Raw genomic sequence first — 18,707 nt, 5'->3', positions numbered from 1 at the left:
GCTGCTACTGCAGTTGCGCCGCCAGTCGCACGGCCGAATTGGTCTCTCCGTAGCCCTCGTAGCCACCCACGCGCTGGACCACCTCGAAGAACAGGTCGTCGCCGACGGTCTCGGTGAAGAAGTGGAAGAACTCACCGCCGGTCGCGTCCGCGTCGTACAGGATCCCCAGACGCTGCATCGCGTCCAGGGTCTCGGGGCCGAGCCCGAATCGCGCGTCGAGATCGCGATAGTAGTTGGGCGAGATCCGCAACGGGGTGAGCCCGCGTTCGGTCATCGCTCTCGCAGCGGCATGGATGTCCTCGCATCCGAACGCCACGTGTCCGACGCCTCCGCGCCGGGCCGCGGGAAGCGGGTCCGAGTCGGACGGGCGGCCGGGAACCATGTTGAGCGAGAGTCGAATCGTGCCGTTGGCGGTGGCGAGGGTGAGGGCTCGGCTGCGAACCAGGCCTATCGCGTCGACGACGTCCTGGCCCTCGTGTGGCACCATGCCGAACACCGAGCGCAGCAGCAGCATCACCCCGTCCCAGCTCTCGGCAGGCACGGCGAGCGCGATGTGATCCACGTGCGTGACGCAGGCCCGGTTCTCCTCCACCACCCTCGGCACCAGATCGAACGCCGATTGCCAGGCACCCGCACTGTCGCGGGTGCGTAGGTCCAGCGACGTCGCACCGGTCACGGCCAGGCGCACCACCGCATCGGTCGCGTCGGCCACACCGGGCATGGAGACGGTGGATGCGGTGACTCCCAGTGCGCGGGCCCGAGTCAGCCACAGATCCGGGCGCTCGCTGCGAACCCCGATCTGGGCCAACGCCGGTAGATGAGCCGGGACACCCGGCGCGGTCCACAACGTGTCCACCGTGGTGTCGACGGCGACGGCCAGCGGACCCTGGGTGAACAGGCTGAGTCCGTGTTCGCTGTGTGCTGCGGTGAGATCGAAGCCCAGGTGCCGCAGTGTGGTGCCCAGCTGCGCTGCCTTCGCAGGCCCTGCCGCGATCCGCAGGGAGACGACGTTCTCGATCGGACCCGGCGGTGGCGGCGCGAACAGATCGTATCCGTCCGTGGGTGTTTCGACGCCGCGCACCTGCTCCTGGAGGTACAGCAGCGACCGGTGCGCGTCGGATGCCGTGCGGCCGGTGTCGGAGTGCCGGAAGACGTCGTTGAAGATCTCGAGCGACCACGGGCCGGAATACCCGGAGGCGGCGACATCGGCTCCGAAGCGCGCCAGATCGAAGCTGCCCTGCCCGGGGAAGCACCGGTGGTGCCTGCTCCACTGCAGTACGTCCATCACCAGGTGCGGGGCGTCGGCCAACTGGAGGAAGAAGATCTTCTCGCCCGGGATCTCGCGAATGCCTGCGGAATCGTCACCGCGAGAGAGGATGTGGAAGCTGTCCAGGCACGTTCCCAGCGCGGGATGATCGACCTGCCGAACGATGTCCCAGGCATGGCGATAGGTGCTGACGTGGGCACCCCACGCCAACGCCTCGTACGCCAGTCGCATTCCGCGCCGATGCGCACGTTCGGCGAGGGTTGCCATCTGCTCGACCAGCAGGGCGTCGTCACGGACGGCACCGGCCAGCGGCGAGGAGCAGACCAACAGCAGATCGCACCCCAGCTGTTCCATCACGTCGAATTTGTGTTCGGCGCGAACGAGATTGCGGGCGAACTGTTCCGGATCGGCCGAGTCGGCGTCACGGAAGGGCTGATAGAGGTCGACGGTCAGACCGAGGTCGGCTGCTTTCTTCGCGACGTCCTCGGGAAGGTCGGGCGAGCTGATCAGGTCCGGCTCGAACACCTCGAAACCGTCGAACCCGGCCTGGGCGATGGCGCGCATCTTCTCGTCCAGCGAACCGCTGAGCGATACCGTGGCCACCGACGTTGCGATGCGCGTCATGCCAGAACCCCTGCGGTCGCGCGATCCTCCAGCGCGATCAGCGCGCTCATGTGCGCGATCATGCGATCGGCGTCCGCAGTGCGTCCGGTGAATATCTCGAACGCGTCCGCGGCCTGGAACACTGCCATTCCGGTTCCGCTGAGCGTTCGGCACCCAGCTCGGGATGCAGCAGCGAGCAATTCGGTTTCGGCGGGCCGATACACGACCTCGGCGACCCACATCCTCGGGTTCAGCAGTGACTCGGGCACAGCAGATCCGGGATGTTCGACCATTCCGATCGGGGTGGCATGCACCAGGCCGGTCGCGGTGTCGAGAACGGCGGCGAGCCGGTCGAGGCCCGCCGAGAGGATCTCGACGTCCGGGAACATCACGGACAAAGATTTCCGTAGTTGTTGTGCCCGCAGCGGATCGGCGTCCACGAGGGTGAGCCTGCCTGCGCCGCGGCGGGCCATCGCGTAGGCGACGGCCGCCCCTGCTCCCCCGGCACCGAGTTGCACCACGTCGCCGATGTCGGCACCGGGTAGTCCGCGGCCGAAGTTGCGATCGAATCCGGACCAGTCGGTGTTGTGGCCGACGGCCCGGCCGTCGGCGAACACCACGGTGTTGACGGCTCCGAGTCGGGCGGCGTCCTCGGAGAGCGCATCGAGAGAGGAGATGACGCGTTGTTTGCACGGGTGCGTGATGTTGAGTCCCCGAAATCCGAGGTCCGCTGCGGTGGAGACGAGACGGGGAAGGTCCTCTACGGTCAGTCCACGGCTGTCCAGGTCGATGATCCGATATTGGTAGGTCAGCCCGTGCTCGGAGCCCTCTCGTTCGTGCATCGCGGGCGTGAGCGACTTGCCGATACCCGTCCCGATCAGTCCGCAGAGCAGGGATTCCGGCATGTCGATCTCCTCGAGCCTTAATGTACGAATTGGTGAATTAGCTCGACGGTACTACGCGACTGCCTCGCGCCCAACCCTTTCGCCACAATCGGCGCCGATAGAGTTGCTCCATGGCTCCGCGCGCAACCGACACGTCCGACGACACCAGCGGACCCGGCGTCAAGCGTCGACGCAACAGCGACCTGACCCGGCACAACATCCTCGAGGTGGCCACCGAGGAGTTCGCGGACAAGGGCTTCGCAGGAGCGCGCATCGACGAGATCGCCGAGCGGACACACACGACCAAGCGAATGTTGTACTACTACTTCACCGACAAGGAAGGCCTGTACAAGGCCGTGCTCGAACGGTCGTACATGCGCATTCGCGAGCGCGAACGAGACGTGGACGTCGAAGGCCTCGGACCGGTCGAGGCCATTCGTGCCATCGCATCGCTGACATTCGACCATCACGAGGAAAATCCCGACTTCATTCGCCTGGTCTCCACCGAGAACATCCTTCGCGGCGAACACATCTCCACGTCCGAGGCCTTGAGCAACCTCGGCAATCCCGCCGCGGAGCTGCTGTCGAGCATCCTGGCGCGAGGCCAGGCGGACGGCGTGTTCCGGACGGACGTCGATGCCCTCGACGTGCACATGACGATCAGCAGCTTCTGTGTGTTCCGCCTGTCGAATCGGTACACCTTCGAGGCCCTCTTCGGCCGTGACCTCACCGATCCCCGGCATCGAGACCGGCTGCGCTCGATGCTCGGCGACATGATCATCGCGTTCCTGACCTCGCCTTCTCGCTGAAATTCGCGGTTTCTCGGTAGGTCTCGTCACGTCAGGGGTTGACACGTGGCATGGATCACGTTCAGTATTCAGAGGCACCCGGTGTTAACCATTTAGTACATTAGCGGTCCGATTGCCGAGAACGCGTCGTCGACCAGCGCCTACGCTCCCCCGCCTCACGAAGAGAGACACGAGAACGATGGATTCGCACACCCCCGGCACCCACCCGACGCCGCTTCGCCCCGGGGCGAACCCGCGCAAAGCGGCAACAGCCGCATGGGTCGGAAGCGCCCTCGAGTACTACGACTTCTTCATCTACGGCACGGCCGCCGCGCTCGTCTTCGGCCGCGTGTTCTTCCCGGGCTCCAACCCGGCGACCGGCACCCTACTGGCCCTGGCCACCTTCGGCGTCGGATACCTCGCACGGCCGCTCGGCGCACTGGTCCTCGGCCACATCGGTGATCGGTACGGACGCAAGAAGGTCATGGTCGCCACCGTCCTGCTGATGGGAATCGCCACCCTGGGCGTCGGCGTCCTGCCGTCGTACGAATCCATCGGCATCGCCGCTCCCATCATCCTGGTGCTGCTTCGGTTGTGCCAGGGATTCTCCGCCGGTGGCGAGCAGGCCGGAGCGAACTCGATGACGCTCGAACATGCCCCGGACAACAGGCGCGCGTTCTTCACCAGCTTCACCCTCAGCGGCACTCAGGGCGGACAGATTCTCGCCACCGCCGTGTTCCTGCCCGTCGCCATGCTCCCCGAGGAGGCACTGCTCAGCTGGGGTTGGCGAATCCCGTTCTTCCTCAGCGCTTTCGTCGTCGTCGCCGCCTTCGTCATCCGCCGTTCGCTCGACGAGACCCCGGTCTTCGAGGAAGAGAAGGCCTCGACCGAGCCGCAGCGCCTGCCCGTGGCCGAACTGCTCAGCGAGCATGGGTCGGCCGTGGTCCGCGTCATGTTGGCCGCAGTCATCGCCTCGGTCAGCACCATCTTCACCGTCTACGCGCTGTCCTACGCCGTGAACACCGTCGGCCTCGAACGCACCCCCATGCTGTGGGTCGGCGTTCTCGCCAACGTCGTCGCACTGTTCGCACTGCCCTTCTTCGGTGCACTGTCGGATCGCATCGGTCGCAAGCCGGTGTTCCTCTTCGGCTCCATCGGCTGCGCGATCCTGATGTTCGGCTACCTGTGGTCCATCTCGAGCGGCAACTACGTTCTCATCTTCGTCTTCGGCATCGTGATGTTCGGTTTCGTGCACAGCGCCACCGGCGGCGTCTGGCCCTCGTTCTACGGTGAGATGTTCCCGGCCCGGGTCCGCCTGACCGGAACCGCACTGGGAACCCAGATCGGTTTCGCCATCGCAGGATTCGCGCCGACCATCGCGGGCGCGATCGCCGGAGCCGAGATCGGTGCGTGGCTACCCGTCGCGATCGTCACCGCGGTCTTCTGCACCATCAACGTCGTGATCGTCGCGACATCGAAGGAGACCTTCCGTACCCCCACCGACGAGCTCGGTGTTCGGACCCGCACCACCGACAGCGCGCGCGTCGCGTCGGTCTGACCGACATCGTGATCGACGCACTTCGACCTGCAGCGGCGGGCACCTGGACGGTGCTCGCCCTGCAGTATGCCAGTCGAACGGCAATGCGCGGCAACCTCTTTCACCAACGTGACGAACGCAGTACCGAAAGCCAGACGGTGGCCTACTACGTGTGGCTCGCCCTCTCGAAGAACAACACGGTGCTGATCGACGCCGGAATATCCGCTGCCACAGCAGAATCTGTCGACGGGCTCGACTATCACGGATCGCCGATCGACCTACTCGGCGAGCTCGGCCTGACACCGGACGACATCGGCACCTGCATCCTGACCCACCTGCACTACGACCACACCGGGGTCGTCGCGGAGCTCCCGATCGCACGATACGTGGTGCAGCGCAGGGAGCTCGAGTACTGGACCGGGCCGTGGGCCGCCCGCATCACCCGAGAGCACTGGTTGCACTCGCGAGCCGACACCGAACACATCGAAACCGCCGATCGCGGCAGTCGACTCGACCTCGTCGACGGCGATCTCGACCTGTTCCCCGGGCTGTCCGTGCACGCCGTCGGCGGACACACTGCAGGCATGCAGGTGGTCAGGGTGGACACCGACCGCGGCCCGGTGGTGTTGGCCTCCGACGCCAGTCACTTCTACGAGAACTTCGAGGACGACAGCCCGTTCGCGATCCTGCATGCATTGCCGGACATGTACGGGGCCTTCGACCGAATCCGACAGCTCGCCGCCGGCTCCGGTACCGTCGTGCCCGGCCACGACCCCCTGGTTCTAGACCGATTCGCCGCGTTGACCGACGTTCCCGGCGCGCACGCGGTGATCATCGGCTGAACACAGCGAAAACGACGAATCCCCGACCTCGCGATGAGGTCGGGGATTCGTCGTTGTTCGGCAGCTCGGTCGACGCGTATCAGGCAGACTTGTCGCGGCGTTCCGGACGCTCGGGCTTGCGCGGCACGATGGTCGGCAGCACGTTGTCGTTCACGGTCTCGGCAGTCACGACGACCTTCTCCACGTCGTCGCGGCTCGGGATGTCGTACATCACCGGAAGCAGAACTTCTTCCATGATCGCGCGCAGTCCACGAGCACCGGTTCCTCGGAGAATGGCCTGGTCCGCGATCGCTTCGAGGGCCTCGGTGGTGAACTCGAGCTCGACGCCGTCCATGTCGAACAACCGGCGGTACTGCTTGACGAGCGCGTTCTTCGGCTCGGACAGAATCGTCACCAGCGACTCCTTGTCCAGGTTCGTCACCGACGCGATCATCGGCAGTCGCCCGATGAACTCGGGAATCAGACCGAACTTGATCAGATCCTCCGGCATGACCTCGGCGAAGTGATCCTGCGTGTCGATCTCGGCCTTCGAGCGAACTTCGGCTCCGAATCCGAGCCCGCGCTTGCCGACCCGATCGGAGACGATCTTCTCGAGTCCGGCGAATGCACCGGCGACGATGAAGAGCACGTTGGTGGTGTCGATCTGGATGAACTCCTGATGCGGATGCTTGCGCCCACCCTGCGGCGGCACGCTGGCCTGAGTTCCTTCCAGAATCTTGAGCAGCGCCTGCTGCACGCCTTCACCGGACACGTCACGCGTGATCGACGGGTTCTCGCTCTTGCGAGCGATCTTGTCGACCTCGTCGATGTAGATGATGCCGGTCTCGGCGCGCTTGACGTCGTAGTCCGCGGCCTGGATCAGTTTGAGCAGGATGTTCTCGACATCCTCGCCCACGTATCCGGCCTCGGTGAGCGCGGTGGCGTCGGCGATGGCGAAGGGCACGTTGAGCATCTTGGCCAGGGTCTGCGCGAGGTACGTCTTTCCACACCCCGTCGGTCCGAGCATCAGGATGTTCGACTTCGCCAGTTCGACGGATTCGCCTCGCACGTCGCGTGCCTTGTCACCGGCCTGGATGCGCTTGTAATGGTTGTAGACCGCTACGGCCAACGTGCGCTTGGCAGCGTCCTGACCGATCACGTAGTTCTCGAGAAAGTCCTTGATCTCGGAGGGCTTGGGGAGGTCGTCGAGCTTGACCTCGCTCGATTCGGCCAATTCCTCTTCGATGATCTCGTTGCAGAGGTCGATGCACTCGTCGCAGATGTACACCCCTGGTCCAGCGATGAGCTTCTTGACCTGCTTCTGGCTCTTGCCGCAGAAGGAGCACTTCAGCAGATCGCCACCGTCACCGATGCGTGCCATTCGGAGGTTCCTACTTCCTTGTCCGCGTACGACCCACGCCGACCGGGTGTGGCCGAAACCTTCGTGGGCTACTTCTCGGTCTGTCGTCATGCCGACTTCGGTCGACCGAGTTCTTGGATGCGACGGTACCCGTGTTCGCCGAACATGGGCGGGTTGTTTCCGGTGATTCGCCACCCGATTTCGTCGAATGGACCATTCGGGTCGTCGATCACGACCGCCGGGCGGAGTTTCACACTCACGCCCGGCGTCGGAATCTTCTGCCGGACCCGTCAGGTCCGACCGGTGATACTCGCTCTGCTACTTCTGGGCAGAGAGCTTGCGGTACTCGAACACGGTGTCGATGATTCCGTAGTCCTTCGCCTGTTCCGCGGTGAGGATCTTGTCGCGATCGGTGTCCTTGCGGATGACGTCGGGATCCTTGCCGGTGTGGCGGCCGAGGGTGGTCTCCATGAGTCGACGCATGCGCTCGATCTCGGCGGCCTGGATCTCCAGGTCGGACACCTGGCCCTGAATGCCACCGCTCGAGGGCTGATGAATCAGCACGCGCGCGTTGGGCAACGCCGCACGCTTACCGGGAGTGCCTGCGGCGAGCAGGACGGCCGCGGCCGACGCGGCCTGGCCGAGGCAGACGGTCGCAACATCGGCGCGGACGTACTGCATCGTGTCGTAGATCGCCATCAGCGAGGTGAACGAGCCACCGGGCGAGTTGATGTACATCGTGATGTCTCGGTCGGGGTCGAGGCCCTCGAGCACCAGCAGCTGCGCCATGACGTCGTTGGCGGACGCGTCGTCGACCTGGACGCCGAGGAAGATGATGCGCTCCTCGAACAGCTTGTTGTACGGGTTCGATTCCTTCACGCCGTAGCTGGAGTGCTCGACGAAGGACGGCAGGATGTATCGGGAGGACGGCAGCTGATTGGGGTCGAACAGGTTTGTCATCGTTTCTCCAAGATGTAAGTGATCGAGGGTCGCCGGGAGCGGCCGAGTTACTCGCCGATTCCGCCGGCCTGCCGCGCACGGCTGACGACGTGGTCCACGAACCCGTATTCCTTGGCCGCCTGCGCCGTGAACCAGCGGTCACGATCGGAGTCTTCGGTGATCTGCTCGACGGTCTGGCCGGTGTGCTGGGCGATGAGCTCAGCCATCTCACGCTTGGTGTGCGCGAACTGCTCGGCCATGATGGCGATGTCGGAGGCACTGCCGCCGATACCGGCCGAAGGCTGATGCATCATGATGCGCGCGTGGGGCAGGGCGTAGCGCTTGCCCTTGGCACCGGCAGAGAGCAGGAACTGACCCATCGAGGCAGCCAGACCCATTCCGTAGGTCGCGATGTCGCACTCGGCGAATTCCATCGTGTCGAAAATGGCCATACCCGCGGTGACCGAGCCACCGGGCGAGTTGATGTACAGCGCGATGTCGCGAGTGGGGTCCTCGGCCGAGAGCAGCAGGATCTGAGCGCACAACTTGTTGGCGATGTCGTCGTCGACCTGGGTACCGAGGAAAATGATGCGGTTTTGAAGCAGACGCTCGTACACGGAGTCGCTGAGATTCAGCCCTGCTGCAGCCGAAGTCATGACGGGACTCTGCTGGTGCGAAGCCGCCGGATTCTGAACAGTCACGGTACCTGCCTTTTCCATAACAAATCGTTGGTTCCTGACACAGACACTAACGAAAGACGGCGGCTCCGGAGTCCCGGAACCGCCGTCGTTCGCTGTGAGCGTTACTTCTCTTGTTCGCCCTCGGAAGAATCTGCTGCTTCGACCTCGTCGGGAGCATCGGCGGGGCTGCCGAACAGCTCTGCGGTGTCGACGCTCGCGCCGGTGGTGTCGGTCACGGTGACGCGCTCGACGACCGAAGCCAGCGCCTTACCGCGCTTGACATCGGCGAACACGGCACCGAGCTGGTTGGCCTGCTGCACCTGCTGAATGAACTGCTCGGGCGGCATGCCGTAGCGCTGCGCCTGGAAGATGATTCGCTCGGTGAGCTCTTCCTGCCCGACCTGGGTGTTCTCGGCCTCGGCGATCGCATCGAGAAGGAGCTGGGTGCGCACCGACTTCTCGGCACCTTCCTTGACGTCCTTGTCGAATTCCTCGCGGCTCGAACCCTGCGACTCGAGCAGCTCGGCGAGTGCTTCCTCGTTGTGGTCGAGGCCGTGGATGGCCTCGTGCACCTGGGAATCGACCTCGGCCTTGACGACGGCCTCGGGAGCCGGGATCTCGATCGTGTCGAGCAGCGTCTCGAGCACCTTGTCGCGAATCTGACCGGCCTGCTCGACCTTCGCGACTCGCTCGACGCGGGTCCTCAGATCGGCGAGCAGCTCGTCGAACGTGTCGAACTCGCTGGCCAGCTGAGCGAACTCGTCGTCGGCCTCGGGCAGCTCGCGCTCCTTGACGGACACGACCTTGACCGTGACGACGGCTTCCTTGCCTGCGTACTCACCGGCAACGAGAGTGGAGGTGAATTCCTTCGACTCGTCGGCCGACACGCCGATGATCGCGTCGTCGAGTCCCTCGATGAGCTGGCCGGAGCCGACCTCGTGGGACAGCCCACTCGCGGTTGCCTCTTCGACGTTCTCGCCGTCGACGGTGGCCGAGAGGTCGATCGAGACGAAGTCGCCCGACTGGACGGGACGATCGACACCGGTCAGGGTGCCGAAACGCTGGCGCAGCGACTGCAGCTGCTCGTCGACGGCCTCGTCCTTGATCTCGAGCGGATCGACGACGACGCTGATGGTCGAGTAGTCGGGCAGATCGATCTCGGGGCGGACGTCGACCTCGGCGGTGAACGTGAGCTCGGTACCGTCCTCGATCTTGGTGATCTCGATCTCGGGCTGGCCGATGACCTTGACCTTCTCGTTGGTCACGGCCTCGGAGTAGCGGGAGGGAAGAGCGTCGTTGACGACCTGCTCGAGAACCGCACCACGGCCGACACGAGCCTCGAGCAACTTGGCCGGAGCCTTGCCGGGACGGAAGCCGGGGAGGCGGATCTGCTGAGCCAAAGCCTTGTACGCGCGGTCGAAATCAGGCTTGAGCTCCTCGAAGGGCACCTCAACGTTGATACGGACTCGCGTCGGGCTCAGCTGCTCGACGGTGCTCTTCACGGGGCATGCTCCTTCTGGTGGTTCTTGCTTGCTGGTGGTTCCGGTGTGCTGTCTGCTCTCGCTCGCCACGAACACGGCGAGCCGTGCCTGCGGCTCTCTTTTGTCGGGGTGACAGGAATTGAACCTGCGACCCTCCGCTCCCAAAGCGGATGCGCTACCAAGCTGCGCCACACCCCGTCGTACGGACACCATTGAACAGCAACCGATAGTAGCCCCCCGTGGGCGCCCCACCGATGACGTTCGGACGAACCGCTCGCGGCGGGCCGGTTTGGAATCCGGCGTCGGCGTTGGGTACAGTCTTGAAACGCAGGCGACGGAACTGGCGATCCCACGACTGTTGTTTGCACGCCGATGTAGCTCAATGGTAGAGCCCCTGTCTTCCAAACAGGCTACGCGAGTTCGATTCTCGTCATCGGCTCCACCGAAAGGCCCCGCACTCCTGGTGCGGGGCTTTTTCGTGTCCGCGTACCCTGGACGGTGTCCGAATTGTCCGTACGAACCGGGCATGCATCGTCGGCGGAAGGTCCGCAGTGGAAATCGTCCTGATCGTCATCGTCATCGCCGCAGTGGCCCTGTTGGTGCTGCGAAGCAAGAAGAACTCGGCCGCGGCCGCCGAAACCGCGCTGGCCGACGCCAAGGCCGATGCCCGGCAGTCGATCGAGCGTCTCGGCGGCCAGGTCTACAACCTGATCGGCACCGACACCGCCTCCAAGCAGGCCCTGGCCGACGCATCCGAACGCAACATCGCCGCCGGTTCGCAGATCGACCAGGCCACTACCCCCGAACAGGCCCGACTGGCCAAGCAGACGGCGCTCGAGGGTCTCTACTACATCCGCGCCGCCCGCCTGGCGATGGGCATGGACCCGGGCCCGGAGGTCCAGGGCATCGACGGCCAGCAGCAGGCGGGTCGAGTCACCGAGGATCGCAAGGTCGACTTCGAGGGCCGTGAGATCGCGGCATCGCCGGATCCGTCCGATCGCACCCCGAACTACTACCCCGGTGGCCGAGTCGCGGGTCGTCCGGTACCCGCGGGCTGGTACTCCGAGCCGTGGTGGCGGCCGGCCTTGGTGGCAGGTGCATGGGGAATGGGTTCGATGTTCCTGTTCTCGGCGATGTTCTCCGGCATGGCCGGGGTGCCGGAGGAGACCGCGGCAGGCGAAGACATGGGGGCCGACGGTTCCGACGGGGGCAGCGGCGACGACTACTCCGGCGGCGACACCGAATACGGTGCGATGGACGACGGCGGCGGGGGCATGTTCGACGGCGGAGCCGACTTCGGCGGTGGGGGCGACTTCGGCGGGTTCTAGGTCGCCTGACAGACCGGGCACCAGAACAGGTTTCGAGCCTGCATCACCGAGTGCAGGATGTCGGCTCCGCACACCCGGCAGGGATACCCCTGCCTGCGGTAGACGTAGGACCGCGGTCGCCGTGCACCGTAAGTGTCGCCGTGATCGTCCTCGGGCCGGATGGTGATGATGCGCCCGCGTCGGACACCGATCGCCATGAGGTCGACGAGGTCGAACCAGATCGCATCCCACTCGGCTCGATCGAGGTCCTTGCCGGGCCGCATGGGGTTGATCTCGTGCCGGAACAGGATCTCGGCGCGGTAGACGTTGCCGACTCCGGCGAGCACCTTCTGATCCATCAGCAACGAGCCGATTGCCGTGCGCGACTTGGAGATTCGCGCCCACGCTGCGTCCGGATCGGCGTCCTTACGCAGCGGGTCCGGTCCCAGGCGCGCCACCAGGGCGTCGACCTGCTCCTCGGTGTAGATCTCGCAGGCGGTGGGGCCGCGCAGGTCGACACCGTACTTCTCCCCCACCATGCGCAATCGCACGGCACCGACCGGATCGTCCAGCGGCACAGCCTGTTCGGTGAACTTCCCGTACAGACCGAGATGGATGTGAACGATCAGATCGGACTCGTACCGATGCAGCAGATGCTTGCCCCAGGCCTCGGCCTTCTCGAGGACGAGGCCGTCGATCAGCGCGGCACCGGAGGCGAACCGCCCCTGTGGGCTGCTCGCCCGAACCGGTGCCCCGCCGAACCGACGTCCGTGCAACCGAGCCAGTCGGTGCAGAGTGTGACCCTCGGGCACCTATGCGGGCTTTCCCGGCACCTCGGGTGCCTCGCCACTGCGCTCGTACTCGGACAGGATGTCGATGCGACGCTGGTGGCGCTCCTCGCCCGAGAACGGGGTACCGAGGAAGGCGTCGACGATCGCGAGGGCTTCGGGCAGCGTGTGCATGCGGCCGCCGATGCCGATGAGCTGAGCGTCGTTGTGCTCGCGGGCCAACTTCGCGGTCTCGACGCTCCACGCCAACGCACAGCGAGCGCCGGGCACCTTGTTGGCGGCGATCTGCTCGCCGTTTCCGGAACCGCCGAGCACCAGGCCGCGGCTACCCGGATCGGCGACTACGCGGCGTGCTGCGTCGATGCAGAATGCCGGGTAGTCGTCGACGGGGTCGTAGTCGAAGGCACCGCAGTCGACGGGCTCGTGCCCGGTCGCCGTCAGGTGTTCGATGATCTGATTCTTGAACTCGAGGCCGGCGTGGTCGGCACCCAGGTATACGCGCATGCCTAGAGTCTGACAGGTGAACTCCGAAGCCGAGAAATTCGCCGGTGTGGACGGCGCGAAGGGCGCATGGGTGGTCGCGATCTCGGCCGGGACCACGCTGACGTGGACCGGTTGCGCGTCGGTGGCCGACGTGCTCGAGGTGACTCGGGACTGCGCACGAGTGGGAGTCGACATGCCGCTGTCGTTGCCCCGGAGCGGTTATCGCGTCAGCGAACTGGAGGCCAAGAGGTTTCTCGGAACGGCGAGGAGCTCGATCTTCCACACGCCGGTCGTCGACGTGCTCGCCGCCGAGTCGTATCCCGAAGCGTGTGCGGTGTCTCGGCAACTCACCGGCAAGGCGATCAGCAAGCAGACGTGGCACATCCTGCCGTCCGTGAAGGCCTGGCTCGATGCCGACTTCGACCGGGACCGGTACGTCGAGGTACATCCCGAATGCTCGTTCCGGGCGATGTCACCGACGACGACGTTCGCGTCGAAGAAGTCTGGCCGAGGCGCCGGGCAGCGTTTGTCCACCCTGATGCGCTGGCAAGAACACCTCGATCTCGCGGACCTGCCGCCCGGACCCGCCGTCGACGATGTTCTCGACGCGGCCGCAGCGGCGTGGTCGGCGAGGCGGTTTCACGTCGGCGAGCATCGGACGTTCGGTACCGAGGACAGCTCGGATCGGATCGTCGCCTGACGAACCCCGTGCGCGGAAACTCGTAGCAGGGTACGAATTTCCGCGCACGAGGGTCATGCGATCAGTCGAACTGTGGGTCCTCGTTGCGGGTGCGCTTGAGCTCGTAGAAGTGCGGGTACGACGCGAAGATCACCGACGCGTCCCAGAGCTTGCCTGCTTCTTCACCGCGCGGGATTCGGGAGAGCACAGGGCCGAAGAAGGCCACGCCGTTGACGTGGATGGTCGGGGTGCCGACATCGGGCCCCACCTTGTCCATGCCCGCGTGATGACTGGTCCGCAGGTCCTCGTCGTAGTCGGTGCTCTCGGCGGCCTTCGCAAGGTCACCGGGCAGATCCAGTTCCGCGAGCGACTCCGAGATCACGACGTCGAAATCCTTGTTGCCCTCGTTGTGAATTCGCGTTCCCATGGCCGCGTACAGCGGGGCGAGAACCTCGTCGCCCTTCAGTTTGGCTGCGGCGATCGCCACCCGAACCGGCCCCCAGGCCTTCTTCATCATCGCGGCGTATTCCTCGGGCAGATCGCGGCCCTCGTTGAGCACTGCCAGGCTCATGACGTGGAAGTTCACGTCGATGTCTCGCACCTGCTGCACCTCGAGAATCCACCGCGAGGTGATCCAACACCACGGGCACAGTGGGTCGAACCAAAAATCCGCAGTGTCTTTCTGTCCTGAACCGGCCACTGTCCTACTCCTTGGAAGTCGAGGTCAACGTCTCTTCATTGCGTAACAACCGCCCACCGCGCAGACATTCCGCACGGCCCGTCGGCCAGCGAGGGGCACGCGTGACGTGATGGGATGGAAGGCACTATCCATAACTACACGAAGAGGTGTCGACTGAAGTGGTTGCTCCCAACCTGACGCGTGACCAAGCCTCCGAGCGTTCGGCGATCATCGGGGAAACGAAGTACGCGATCGTTCTCGATCTCACCGACGGCGAGGGCAATCCGGGCGAGAAGACCTTCCGCTCGCTCACCACCATCACGTTCGCGGCCACCGCCGGGGCGTCGACTTTCGTGGACGTCATCGCGAGCACGATCCGCTCCGCGACGCTCAACGGCACCGATCTCGATACCGCCGACTACGACGAGTCGACCGGCCTCGCGCTCGAGAATCTGGCCGAGCACAACGAACTCGTCATCGATGCGGACTGCGTCTACTCGCACACGGGCGAGGGACTGCACCGTTTCGTCGACCCGTCGGACGGCACGGTCTACCTGTACTCGCAGTTCGAGACCGCCGATGCAAAGCGTATGTTCGCCTGCTTCGATCAACCCGATCTCAAGGCCACCTTCGATCTGAAGGTCACCGCGCCGGAGAGCTGGACGGTCATCTCCAATGCCGCGCACGCCGCCGAGCCTGCGGCGGGCGAGCACGTGTTCGACACGACACCGTTGATGAGCACCTACCTCGTCGCACTGATCGCCGGACCGTACGCGGAGTGGACCGACTCGTACACCGACGACCACGGCACCATTCCCCTCGGAATCTATTGCCGCGCTTCACTTGCCGAGCACATGGACGCAGAGCGCCTGTTCACCGAGACCAAGCAGGGCTTCGGTTTCTACCACGAGAACTTCGGCACTCCCTACGCCTTCGGCAAGTACGACCAGCTCTTCGTGCCCGAGTTCAATGCCGGTGCCATGGAGAACGCGGGTGCCGTCACGTTCCTCGAGGACTACGTCTTCCGGTCCAAGGTGACGCGGTACTCGTACGAACGGCGCGCCGAGACCGTGCTGCACGAGATGGCACACATGTGGTTCGGCGACCTGGTGACCATGACGTGGTGGGACGACCTGTGGCTCAACGAGTCGTTCGCGACGTTCGCCTCGGTGCTGTGCCAGTCCGAGGCAACCGAGTACACCAACGCGTGGACCACTTTCGCCAACGTCGAGAAGGCCTGGGCCTACCGTCAGGACCAGTTGCCGTCGACGCACCCCATCGCCGCCGACATTCCCGATCTCGCGGCCGTGGAGGTCAACTTCGACGGCATCACCTACGCCAAGGGCGCGAGTGTGCTCAAGCAACTGGTGGCGTACGTCGGCAAGGAGGACTTCCTCGCCGGATTGCGGGCGTACTTCGTCGATCATGCCTTCGCCAACGCCACGTTCTCGGATCTGCTTGCCGCTCTTGAGAAGTCGTCGGGACGCGATCTCTCCGACTGGGGTGCCCAGTGGCTGCGCACCACCGGCCTGAACACCTTGAGCCCGGATTTCGACGTCGACGCCGACGGCAAGTTCACCCGCTTCTCGGTGCTGCAGACCGGTGCTGCCCCGGGTGCGGGCGAGCATCGCGTGCACCGCATCGCGGTGGGAATCTACGACGACGTCGACGGCAAGCTGGTGCGCACCGACCGCGTCGAACTCGACCTCGACGCTGCCGAGTCGACGACCGTCGATGCGTTGGTCGGCGTCTCGCGCGGCAAGCTCGTCCTGGTCAACGACGACGACCTGACGTACTGCGCGGTGCGACTCGACCCGGATTCACTCGATGTCCTTCTCTCTCGAATCGCCGACATCGCCGAGCCACTCCCCCGCACCCTCGCGTGGTCGGCGGCCTGGGAGATGACTCGATCCGCCGAGATGAAGGCGCGAGACTTCGTGGCCCTCGTCCAGCGGGGAATCGGCGCTGAGACGGAAGTGGGTGTGGTGCAACGACTTCTGCTGCAGGCCCAGACCGCAATCTCCAGCTACGCCGACCCGGCATGGGCGGCCGAGCACGGTACCCCCGAGTTCGCCGATGCACTGCTCGACCTGGCGCGCAGCGCCGAAGCAGGCTCGGATCACCAGCTGGCATTCGTCAATGCTCTCACCGGCACCGAGCTCGGCGACCGTCACATCGACGTGCTGAGGGCACTGCTCGACGGTGATGTGGAGGGGCAGTCGCTGGACGGCCTCGGCGTGGATACCGATCTGCGCTGGCGCATCGTCACGGCGCTGGCCGGTGCCGGTGCGATCGACGCCGACGGCCTGGACTCGCCGGTGATCGACGCCGAGGCGGCCAGGGACAACACTGCCGCCGGAGCCCGGTCGGCAGCGGCTGCACGAGCCGCTCGGCCCAGCGCGGAGGTCAAGGAGCAGGCCTGGACGACAGTGGTGGACGACGATGCGGTTCCCAACATCACGGCCCGCTCGATCATCGGCGGCTTCGCCGGACCAGGTCAGGGCGAGCTGCTCGAACCGTACGTCGCCCGCTATTTCGACGCCATCGAAGGTGTCTGGGCGCGTCGTTCGAGTGAGGTCGCGCAGACCGTCGTGGTGGGCCTGTACCCGTCCTGGTCGATCTCGGAGGACTCCCTCGCTGCGGCGGACGGGTTCCTCGACGGCGACCTACCGCCCGCGCTCCGTCGCCTGGTGATCGAGGGCCGGGCCGGCATCGTTCGGGCTCTCGCTGCACGGGAGTTCGACGCGAGCTGATCTCGACGGCACCGACGACGAGGGCCGGTTGCTCCACCCGGAGGTGGAACAACCGGCCCTCGTCGTACGAGCGCGGTCGGGAGGAAGGGAGCTAGGGGCTCAGGATGGACGCGGCCATCACCCGGACGGAGGTGACCAGACCGTCGATGAGGTTTCCGTCGCGGAACGGGCCGAGGGCCGCGGTGACACCCAACTGTGCGACCCGGTCGGTCGCCCGGTTGGACACTCGCTTGCCGGTGCGGATCTCGAGTGCGTGCCGATTGGGGTCGACGGCGATCAGGACCGAACGAACGGCATCGGGAGTCCCGGGGAACACCGAATCCGCACCCGCGGCCGGATCGACGCCGAGATCACCGATGTAGACGTTGAACCGGATCTTGGTCTGCCGAATCGCTTGGGTGAGTGCGTCGTCGAGAGCAACCAGGTCCTGCGTGGCGAACGGCAGGTGCTCGGGATTGGCGGTCCCGAACTCGTGAGCCGCCGAGACGCGGCCGCTCGAGGTGAGCGCAGCCCCGAAGGGCAGGTCTTCTTCTCTGACGTCACTGCGGACGAGTTCACCACTTGCCACTTGCGGAACCTCCGATCGAGTCGGCTGTGTCGGCGTCGTGCGAACCGTGGCCTCCGAAAGGAGTCACCTCGTCCGTAGCACTCCACAGCAATGGCTCGCGCGTCCACTCGTCCGTCAGTCGGTAGGGCGGAACGTCCATACCGGGCTGCTTGTCGGTCAAGTAGGACAACGCGCCGAGGAGTCCGATCACCGCAACCGGAATCACCCCGAATATCAGCGTGGTCTCAAAAATGCTCACGGGGTGTGACGTTAGTCGACAATTGCGCGTCGGACCACGTCGGGGCCGGTGTTGTGACCGAAATGTGCAGACCCGACCGCGTCAGGCAGCACCCTCACCGAGGTACGCGAGCCACGTCGGGTCGAGCTCCTTGGTCGTCGCCAACAGTCGCCAGTGCGGACCCTTGGGCGGCACCAACTGGGCGCGCAGTGTCCAGCCGATCTCACTGAGCAATTTGTCCGCCTTGCGATGGTTGCACGAGGCGCAGCAAGCGACGCAGTTCTCCCACGAGTGGCCACCTCCGCGACTACGCGGGACCACATGGTCGACGGTTTCGGCTTTGCTTCCGCAGTACGCGCACCGGAACCGGTCGCGGTGCATCAGCGCGGCGCGGGTCATCGGCACTCGCGCTCGGTACGGAACACGGACGAACGTCCGCAATCTGATCACCGACGGCACCTGGACCGAGAAGTCCGCAGACCGAATGAACGGGCCCTCCGGATCGTCGTGCACCACGTCGGCTTTCCCACAAACGAGAAGAACCACCGCCCGGCGCATCGGAAGCGCGGTCAGTGGTTCGAATGTGGCATTGAGGAGCAGCACACGGCGCTTGACCCACGCCGGAACGGCGTCGTCGCCCGTGGCGGTGTGAGCCGTCGGCACCACACGCAGCGGAGAAGCCCCCGAGGCCGTCTCACGCTGGTCGTGCGTGGTGCGGCCCTCAGTGGGCGGGAGTTGTCGATGGCGGTGTTGCGAGTTCTTCATGCGTTGCTCCAGAGACAGTCGGCGCCCGCGCATGGCTTGCGTGGAACACGAGTGACAGTGGAACACGAATACACCGTCCACGCACAGCCTTTTTCTCGGCATTTTCTG

At 65.2% G+C, this 18,707-nt stretch carries 18 protein-coding genes and 2 tRNA genes; 7 read left to right on the top strand and 13 right to left on the bottom strand.

The features are described 5' to 3' along the window. Positions 1 to 4: 4 nt before the first annotated feature. Positions 5 to 1,891 carry a sugar phosphate isomerase/epimerase and 4-hydroxyphenylpyruvate domain-containing protein gene (locus CH306_RS18930; RefSeq protein ID WP_094647523.1) on the bottom strand — a complete coding sequence of 629 codons (1,887 nt, stop codon included), beginning with the start codon at positions 1,889 to 1,891 and terminating at the stop codon, positions 5 to 7. Further along, on the bottom strand, positions 1,888 to 2,775 hold the full coding sequence (locus CH306_RS18925; protein ID WP_094631074.1) for a shikimate dehydrogenase: 888 nt from the start codon (positions 2,773 to 2,775) through the stop codon (positions 1,888 to 1,890). Before CH306_RS18925 ends, CH306_RS18930 begins: the two co-directional genes overlap by 4 nt. A 110-nt stretch (positions 2,776 to 2,885) precedes the next feature. Here CH306_RS18925 and CH306_RS18920 point away from each other — a divergent pair, with 110 nt between their 5' ends. The 3 genes from CH306_RS18920 (at position 2,886) to CH306_RS18910 (ending at position 5,921) form a co-directional block, all read left to right on the top strand. Continuing rightward, positions 2,886 to 3,563: a TetR/AcrR family transcriptional regulator gene (locus CH306_RS18920; protein ID WP_032394598.1), complete on the top strand. Its 678-nt coding sequence runs from the start codon at positions 2,886 to 2,888 to the stop codon at positions 3,561 to 3,563. Between the two features lie 178 nt (positions 3,564 to 3,741). After that, positions 3,742 to 5,100 carry an MFS transporter gene (locus tag CH306_RS18915; protein WP_032394599.1) on the top strand — a complete coding sequence of 453 codons (1,359 nt, stop codon included), beginning with the start codon at positions 3,742 to 3,744 and terminating at the stop codon, positions 5,098 to 5,100. A gap of 8 nt (positions 5,101 to 5,108) precedes the next feature. Beyond that, entirely contained in the window at positions 5,109 to 5,921 is an 813-nt protein-coding gene (locus CH306_RS18910; RefSeq protein WP_256981209.1) for an N-acyl homoserine lactonase family protein, read from the top strand. 79 nt (positions 5,922 to 6,000) lie between these two features. On the opposite strand, the gene clpX is transcribed toward CH306_RS18910, so the two are convergent. The 5 genes from clpX to CH306_RS18885 all read right to left on the bottom strand — a co-directional run bounded on the left by clpX (position 6,001) and on the right by CH306_RS18885 (position 10,558). After that, entirely contained in the window at positions 6,001 to 7,281 is a 1,281-nt protein-coding gene (gene clpX, locus CH306_RS18905) for an ATP-dependent Clp protease ATP-binding subunit ClpX (protein WP_032394600.1), read from the bottom strand. A gap of 297 nt (positions 7,282 to 7,578) precedes the next feature. Then, the gene (locus CH306_RS18900) at positions 7,579 to 8,220 is read right to left on the bottom strand and encodes an ATP-dependent Clp protease proteolytic subunit (protein WP_008715342.1); all 642 of its coding nucleotides are present in this window, start codon (positions 8,218 to 8,220) and stop codon (positions 7,579 to 7,581) included. 47 nt (positions 8,221 to 8,267) lie between these two features. After that, entirely contained in the window at positions 8,268 to 8,918 is a 651-nt protein-coding gene (locus tag CH306_RS18895) for an ATP-dependent Clp protease proteolytic subunit (RefSeq protein WP_082073666.1), read from the bottom strand. Between the two features lie 83 nt (positions 8,919 to 9,001). Beyond that, entirely contained in the window at positions 9,002 to 10,381 is a 1,380-nt protein-coding gene (gene tig / locus CH306_RS18890) for a trigger factor (protein ID WP_032394780.1), read from the bottom strand. 103 nt (positions 10,382 to 10,484) lie between these two features. Beyond that, positions 10,485 to 10,558, bottom strand: a tRNA-Pro gene (locus CH306_RS18885). Positions 10,559 to 10,728: 170 nt separating this feature from the next. Between CH306_RS18885 and CH306_RS18880 the strand changes: the two genes are divergently transcribed. Continuing rightward, a tRNA-Gly gene (locus tag CH306_RS18880) sits at positions 10,729 to 10,802 on the top strand. A 109-nt stretch (positions 10,803 to 10,911) separates the two neighbouring features. After that, positions 10,912 to 11,688 (top strand): hypothetical protein, encoded by a 777-nt coding sequence (locus CH306_RS18875; RefSeq protein WP_032394601.1) that lies wholly within the window; start codon positions 10,912 to 10,914, stop codon positions 11,686 to 11,688. Here the strand turns inward: CH306_RS18875 and CH306_RS18870 are convergent. Continuing rightward, complete coding sequence (locus CH306_RS18870; RefSeq protein ID WP_094647521.1) at positions 11,685 to 12,479, bottom strand: Fpg/Nei family DNA glycosylase; 795 nt, start codon at positions 12,477 to 12,479, stop codon at positions 11,685 to 11,687. The two genes, CH306_RS18875 and CH306_RS18870, sit on opposite strands and share 4 nt — an antisense overlap. Beyond that, positions 12,480 to 12,959, bottom strand: a complete 480-nt coding sequence (locus CH306_RS18865) for a ribose-5-phosphate isomerase (protein WP_032379225.1) — start codon at positions 12,957 to 12,959, stop codon at positions 12,480 to 12,482. A gap of 16 nt (positions 12,960 to 12,975) precedes the next feature. Here CH306_RS18865 and CH306_RS18860 point away from each other — a divergent pair, with 16 nt between their 5' ends. Beyond that, positions 12,976 to 13,638 carry a DUF429 domain-containing protein gene (locus CH306_RS18860; protein ID WP_094647519.1) on the top strand — a complete coding sequence of 221 codons (663 nt, stop codon included), beginning with the start codon at positions 12,976 to 12,978 and terminating at the stop codon, positions 13,636 to 13,638. Between the two features lie 61 nt (positions 13,639 to 13,699). Here CH306_RS18860 and CH306_RS18855 read toward each other — a convergent pair whose 3' ends face one another. Then, positions 13,700 to 14,317, bottom strand: coding sequence for a mycothiol-dependent nitroreductase Rv2466c family protein (locus tag CH306_RS18855; RefSeq protein ID WP_045194585.1), 618 nt, complete (start codon positions 14,315 to 14,317; stop codon positions 13,700 to 13,702). Positions 14,318 to 14,475: 158 nt separating this feature from the next. Between CH306_RS18855 and pepN the strand changes: the two genes are divergently transcribed. Next, positions 14,476 to 17,049 carry an aminopeptidase N gene (pepN, locus tag CH306_RS18850; RefSeq protein ID WP_094631069.1) on the top strand — a complete coding sequence of 858 codons (2,574 nt, stop codon included), beginning with the start codon at positions 14,476 to 14,478 and terminating at the stop codon, positions 17,047 to 17,049. A gap of 91 nt (positions 17,050 to 17,140) precedes the next feature. Here pepN and CH306_RS18845 read toward each other — a convergent pair whose 3' ends face one another. The 3 genes from CH306_RS18845 to CH306_RS18835 form a co-directional block, all read right to left on the bottom strand. Further along, complete coding sequence (locus CH306_RS18845) at positions 17,141 to 17,617, bottom strand: DUF5130 family protein (RefSeq protein WP_032394604.1); 477 nt, start codon at positions 17,615 to 17,617, stop codon at positions 17,141 to 17,143. Next, a complete protein-coding gene (ctaJ, locus tag CH306_RS18840; RefSeq protein ID WP_032394605.1) occupies positions 17,604 to 17,855 on the bottom strand; it encodes an aa3-type cytochrome oxidase subunit CtaJ in 252 nt (83 codons plus the stop codon). The genes CH306_RS18845 and ctaJ overlap by 14 nt, the downstream gene beginning before the upstream one ends. 81 nt (positions 17,856 to 17,936) lie before the next feature. Further along, positions 17,937 to 18,599 (bottom strand): HNH endonuclease, encoded by a 663-nt coding sequence (locus CH306_RS18835; protein WP_176459074.1) that lies wholly within the window; start codon positions 18,597 to 18,599, stop codon positions 17,937 to 17,939. Positions 18,600 to 18,707: the final 108 nt, after the last annotated feature.

Origin of the sequence: Rhodococcus sp. 15-725-2-2b, assembly GCF_002259075.1 — a bacterium.
Lineage (GTDB): Bacteria > Actinomycetota > Actinomycetes > Mycobacteriales > Mycobacteriaceae > Rhodococcoides.
This window is presented reverse-complemented; position numbering and strand designations above follow the sequence as displayed.

What these genes read in the sequence shown, in the direction of transcription:
- CH306_RS18925 (WP_094631074.1), bottom strand. Translation starts at nt 2,775, where the DNA reads ATGCCGGAATCCCTGCTCTGCGGACTGATCGGGACGGGTATCGGCAAG.
- CH306_RS18930 (WP_094647523.1), bottom strand. Translation starts at nt 1,891, where the DNA reads ATGACGCGCATCGCAACGTCGGTGGCCACGGTATCGCTCAGCGGTTCG.
- CH306_RS18915 (WP_032394599.1), top strand. Translation starts at nt 3,742, where the DNA reads ATGGATTCGCACACCCCCGGCACCCACCCGACGCCGCTTCGCCCCGGG.
- CH306_RS18895 (WP_082073666.1), bottom strand. Translation starts at nt 8,918, where the DNA reads ATGGAAAAGGCAGGTACCGTGACTGTTCAGAATCCGGCGGCTTCGCAC.
- CH306_RS18900 (WP_008715342.1), bottom strand. Translation starts at nt 8,220, where the DNA reads ATGACAAACCTGTTCGACCCCAATCAGCTGCCGTCCTCCCGATACATC.
- clpX (WP_032394600.1), bottom strand. Translation starts at nt 7,281, where the DNA reads ATGGCACGCATCGGTGACGGTGGCGATCTGCTGAAGTGCTCCTTCTGC.
- CH306_RS18865 (WP_032379225.1), bottom strand. Translation starts at nt 12,959, where the DNA reads ATGCGCGTATACCTGGGTGCCGACCACGCCGGCCTCGAGTTCAAGAAT.
- CH306_RS18920 (WP_032394598.1), top strand. Translation starts at nt 2,886, where the DNA reads ATGGCTCCGCGCGCAACCGACACGTCCGACGACACCAGCGGACCCGGC.
- CH306_RS18835 (WP_176459074.1), bottom strand. Translation starts at nt 18,599, where the DNA reads ATGAAGAACTCGCAACACCGCCATCGACAACTCCCGCCCACTGAGGGC.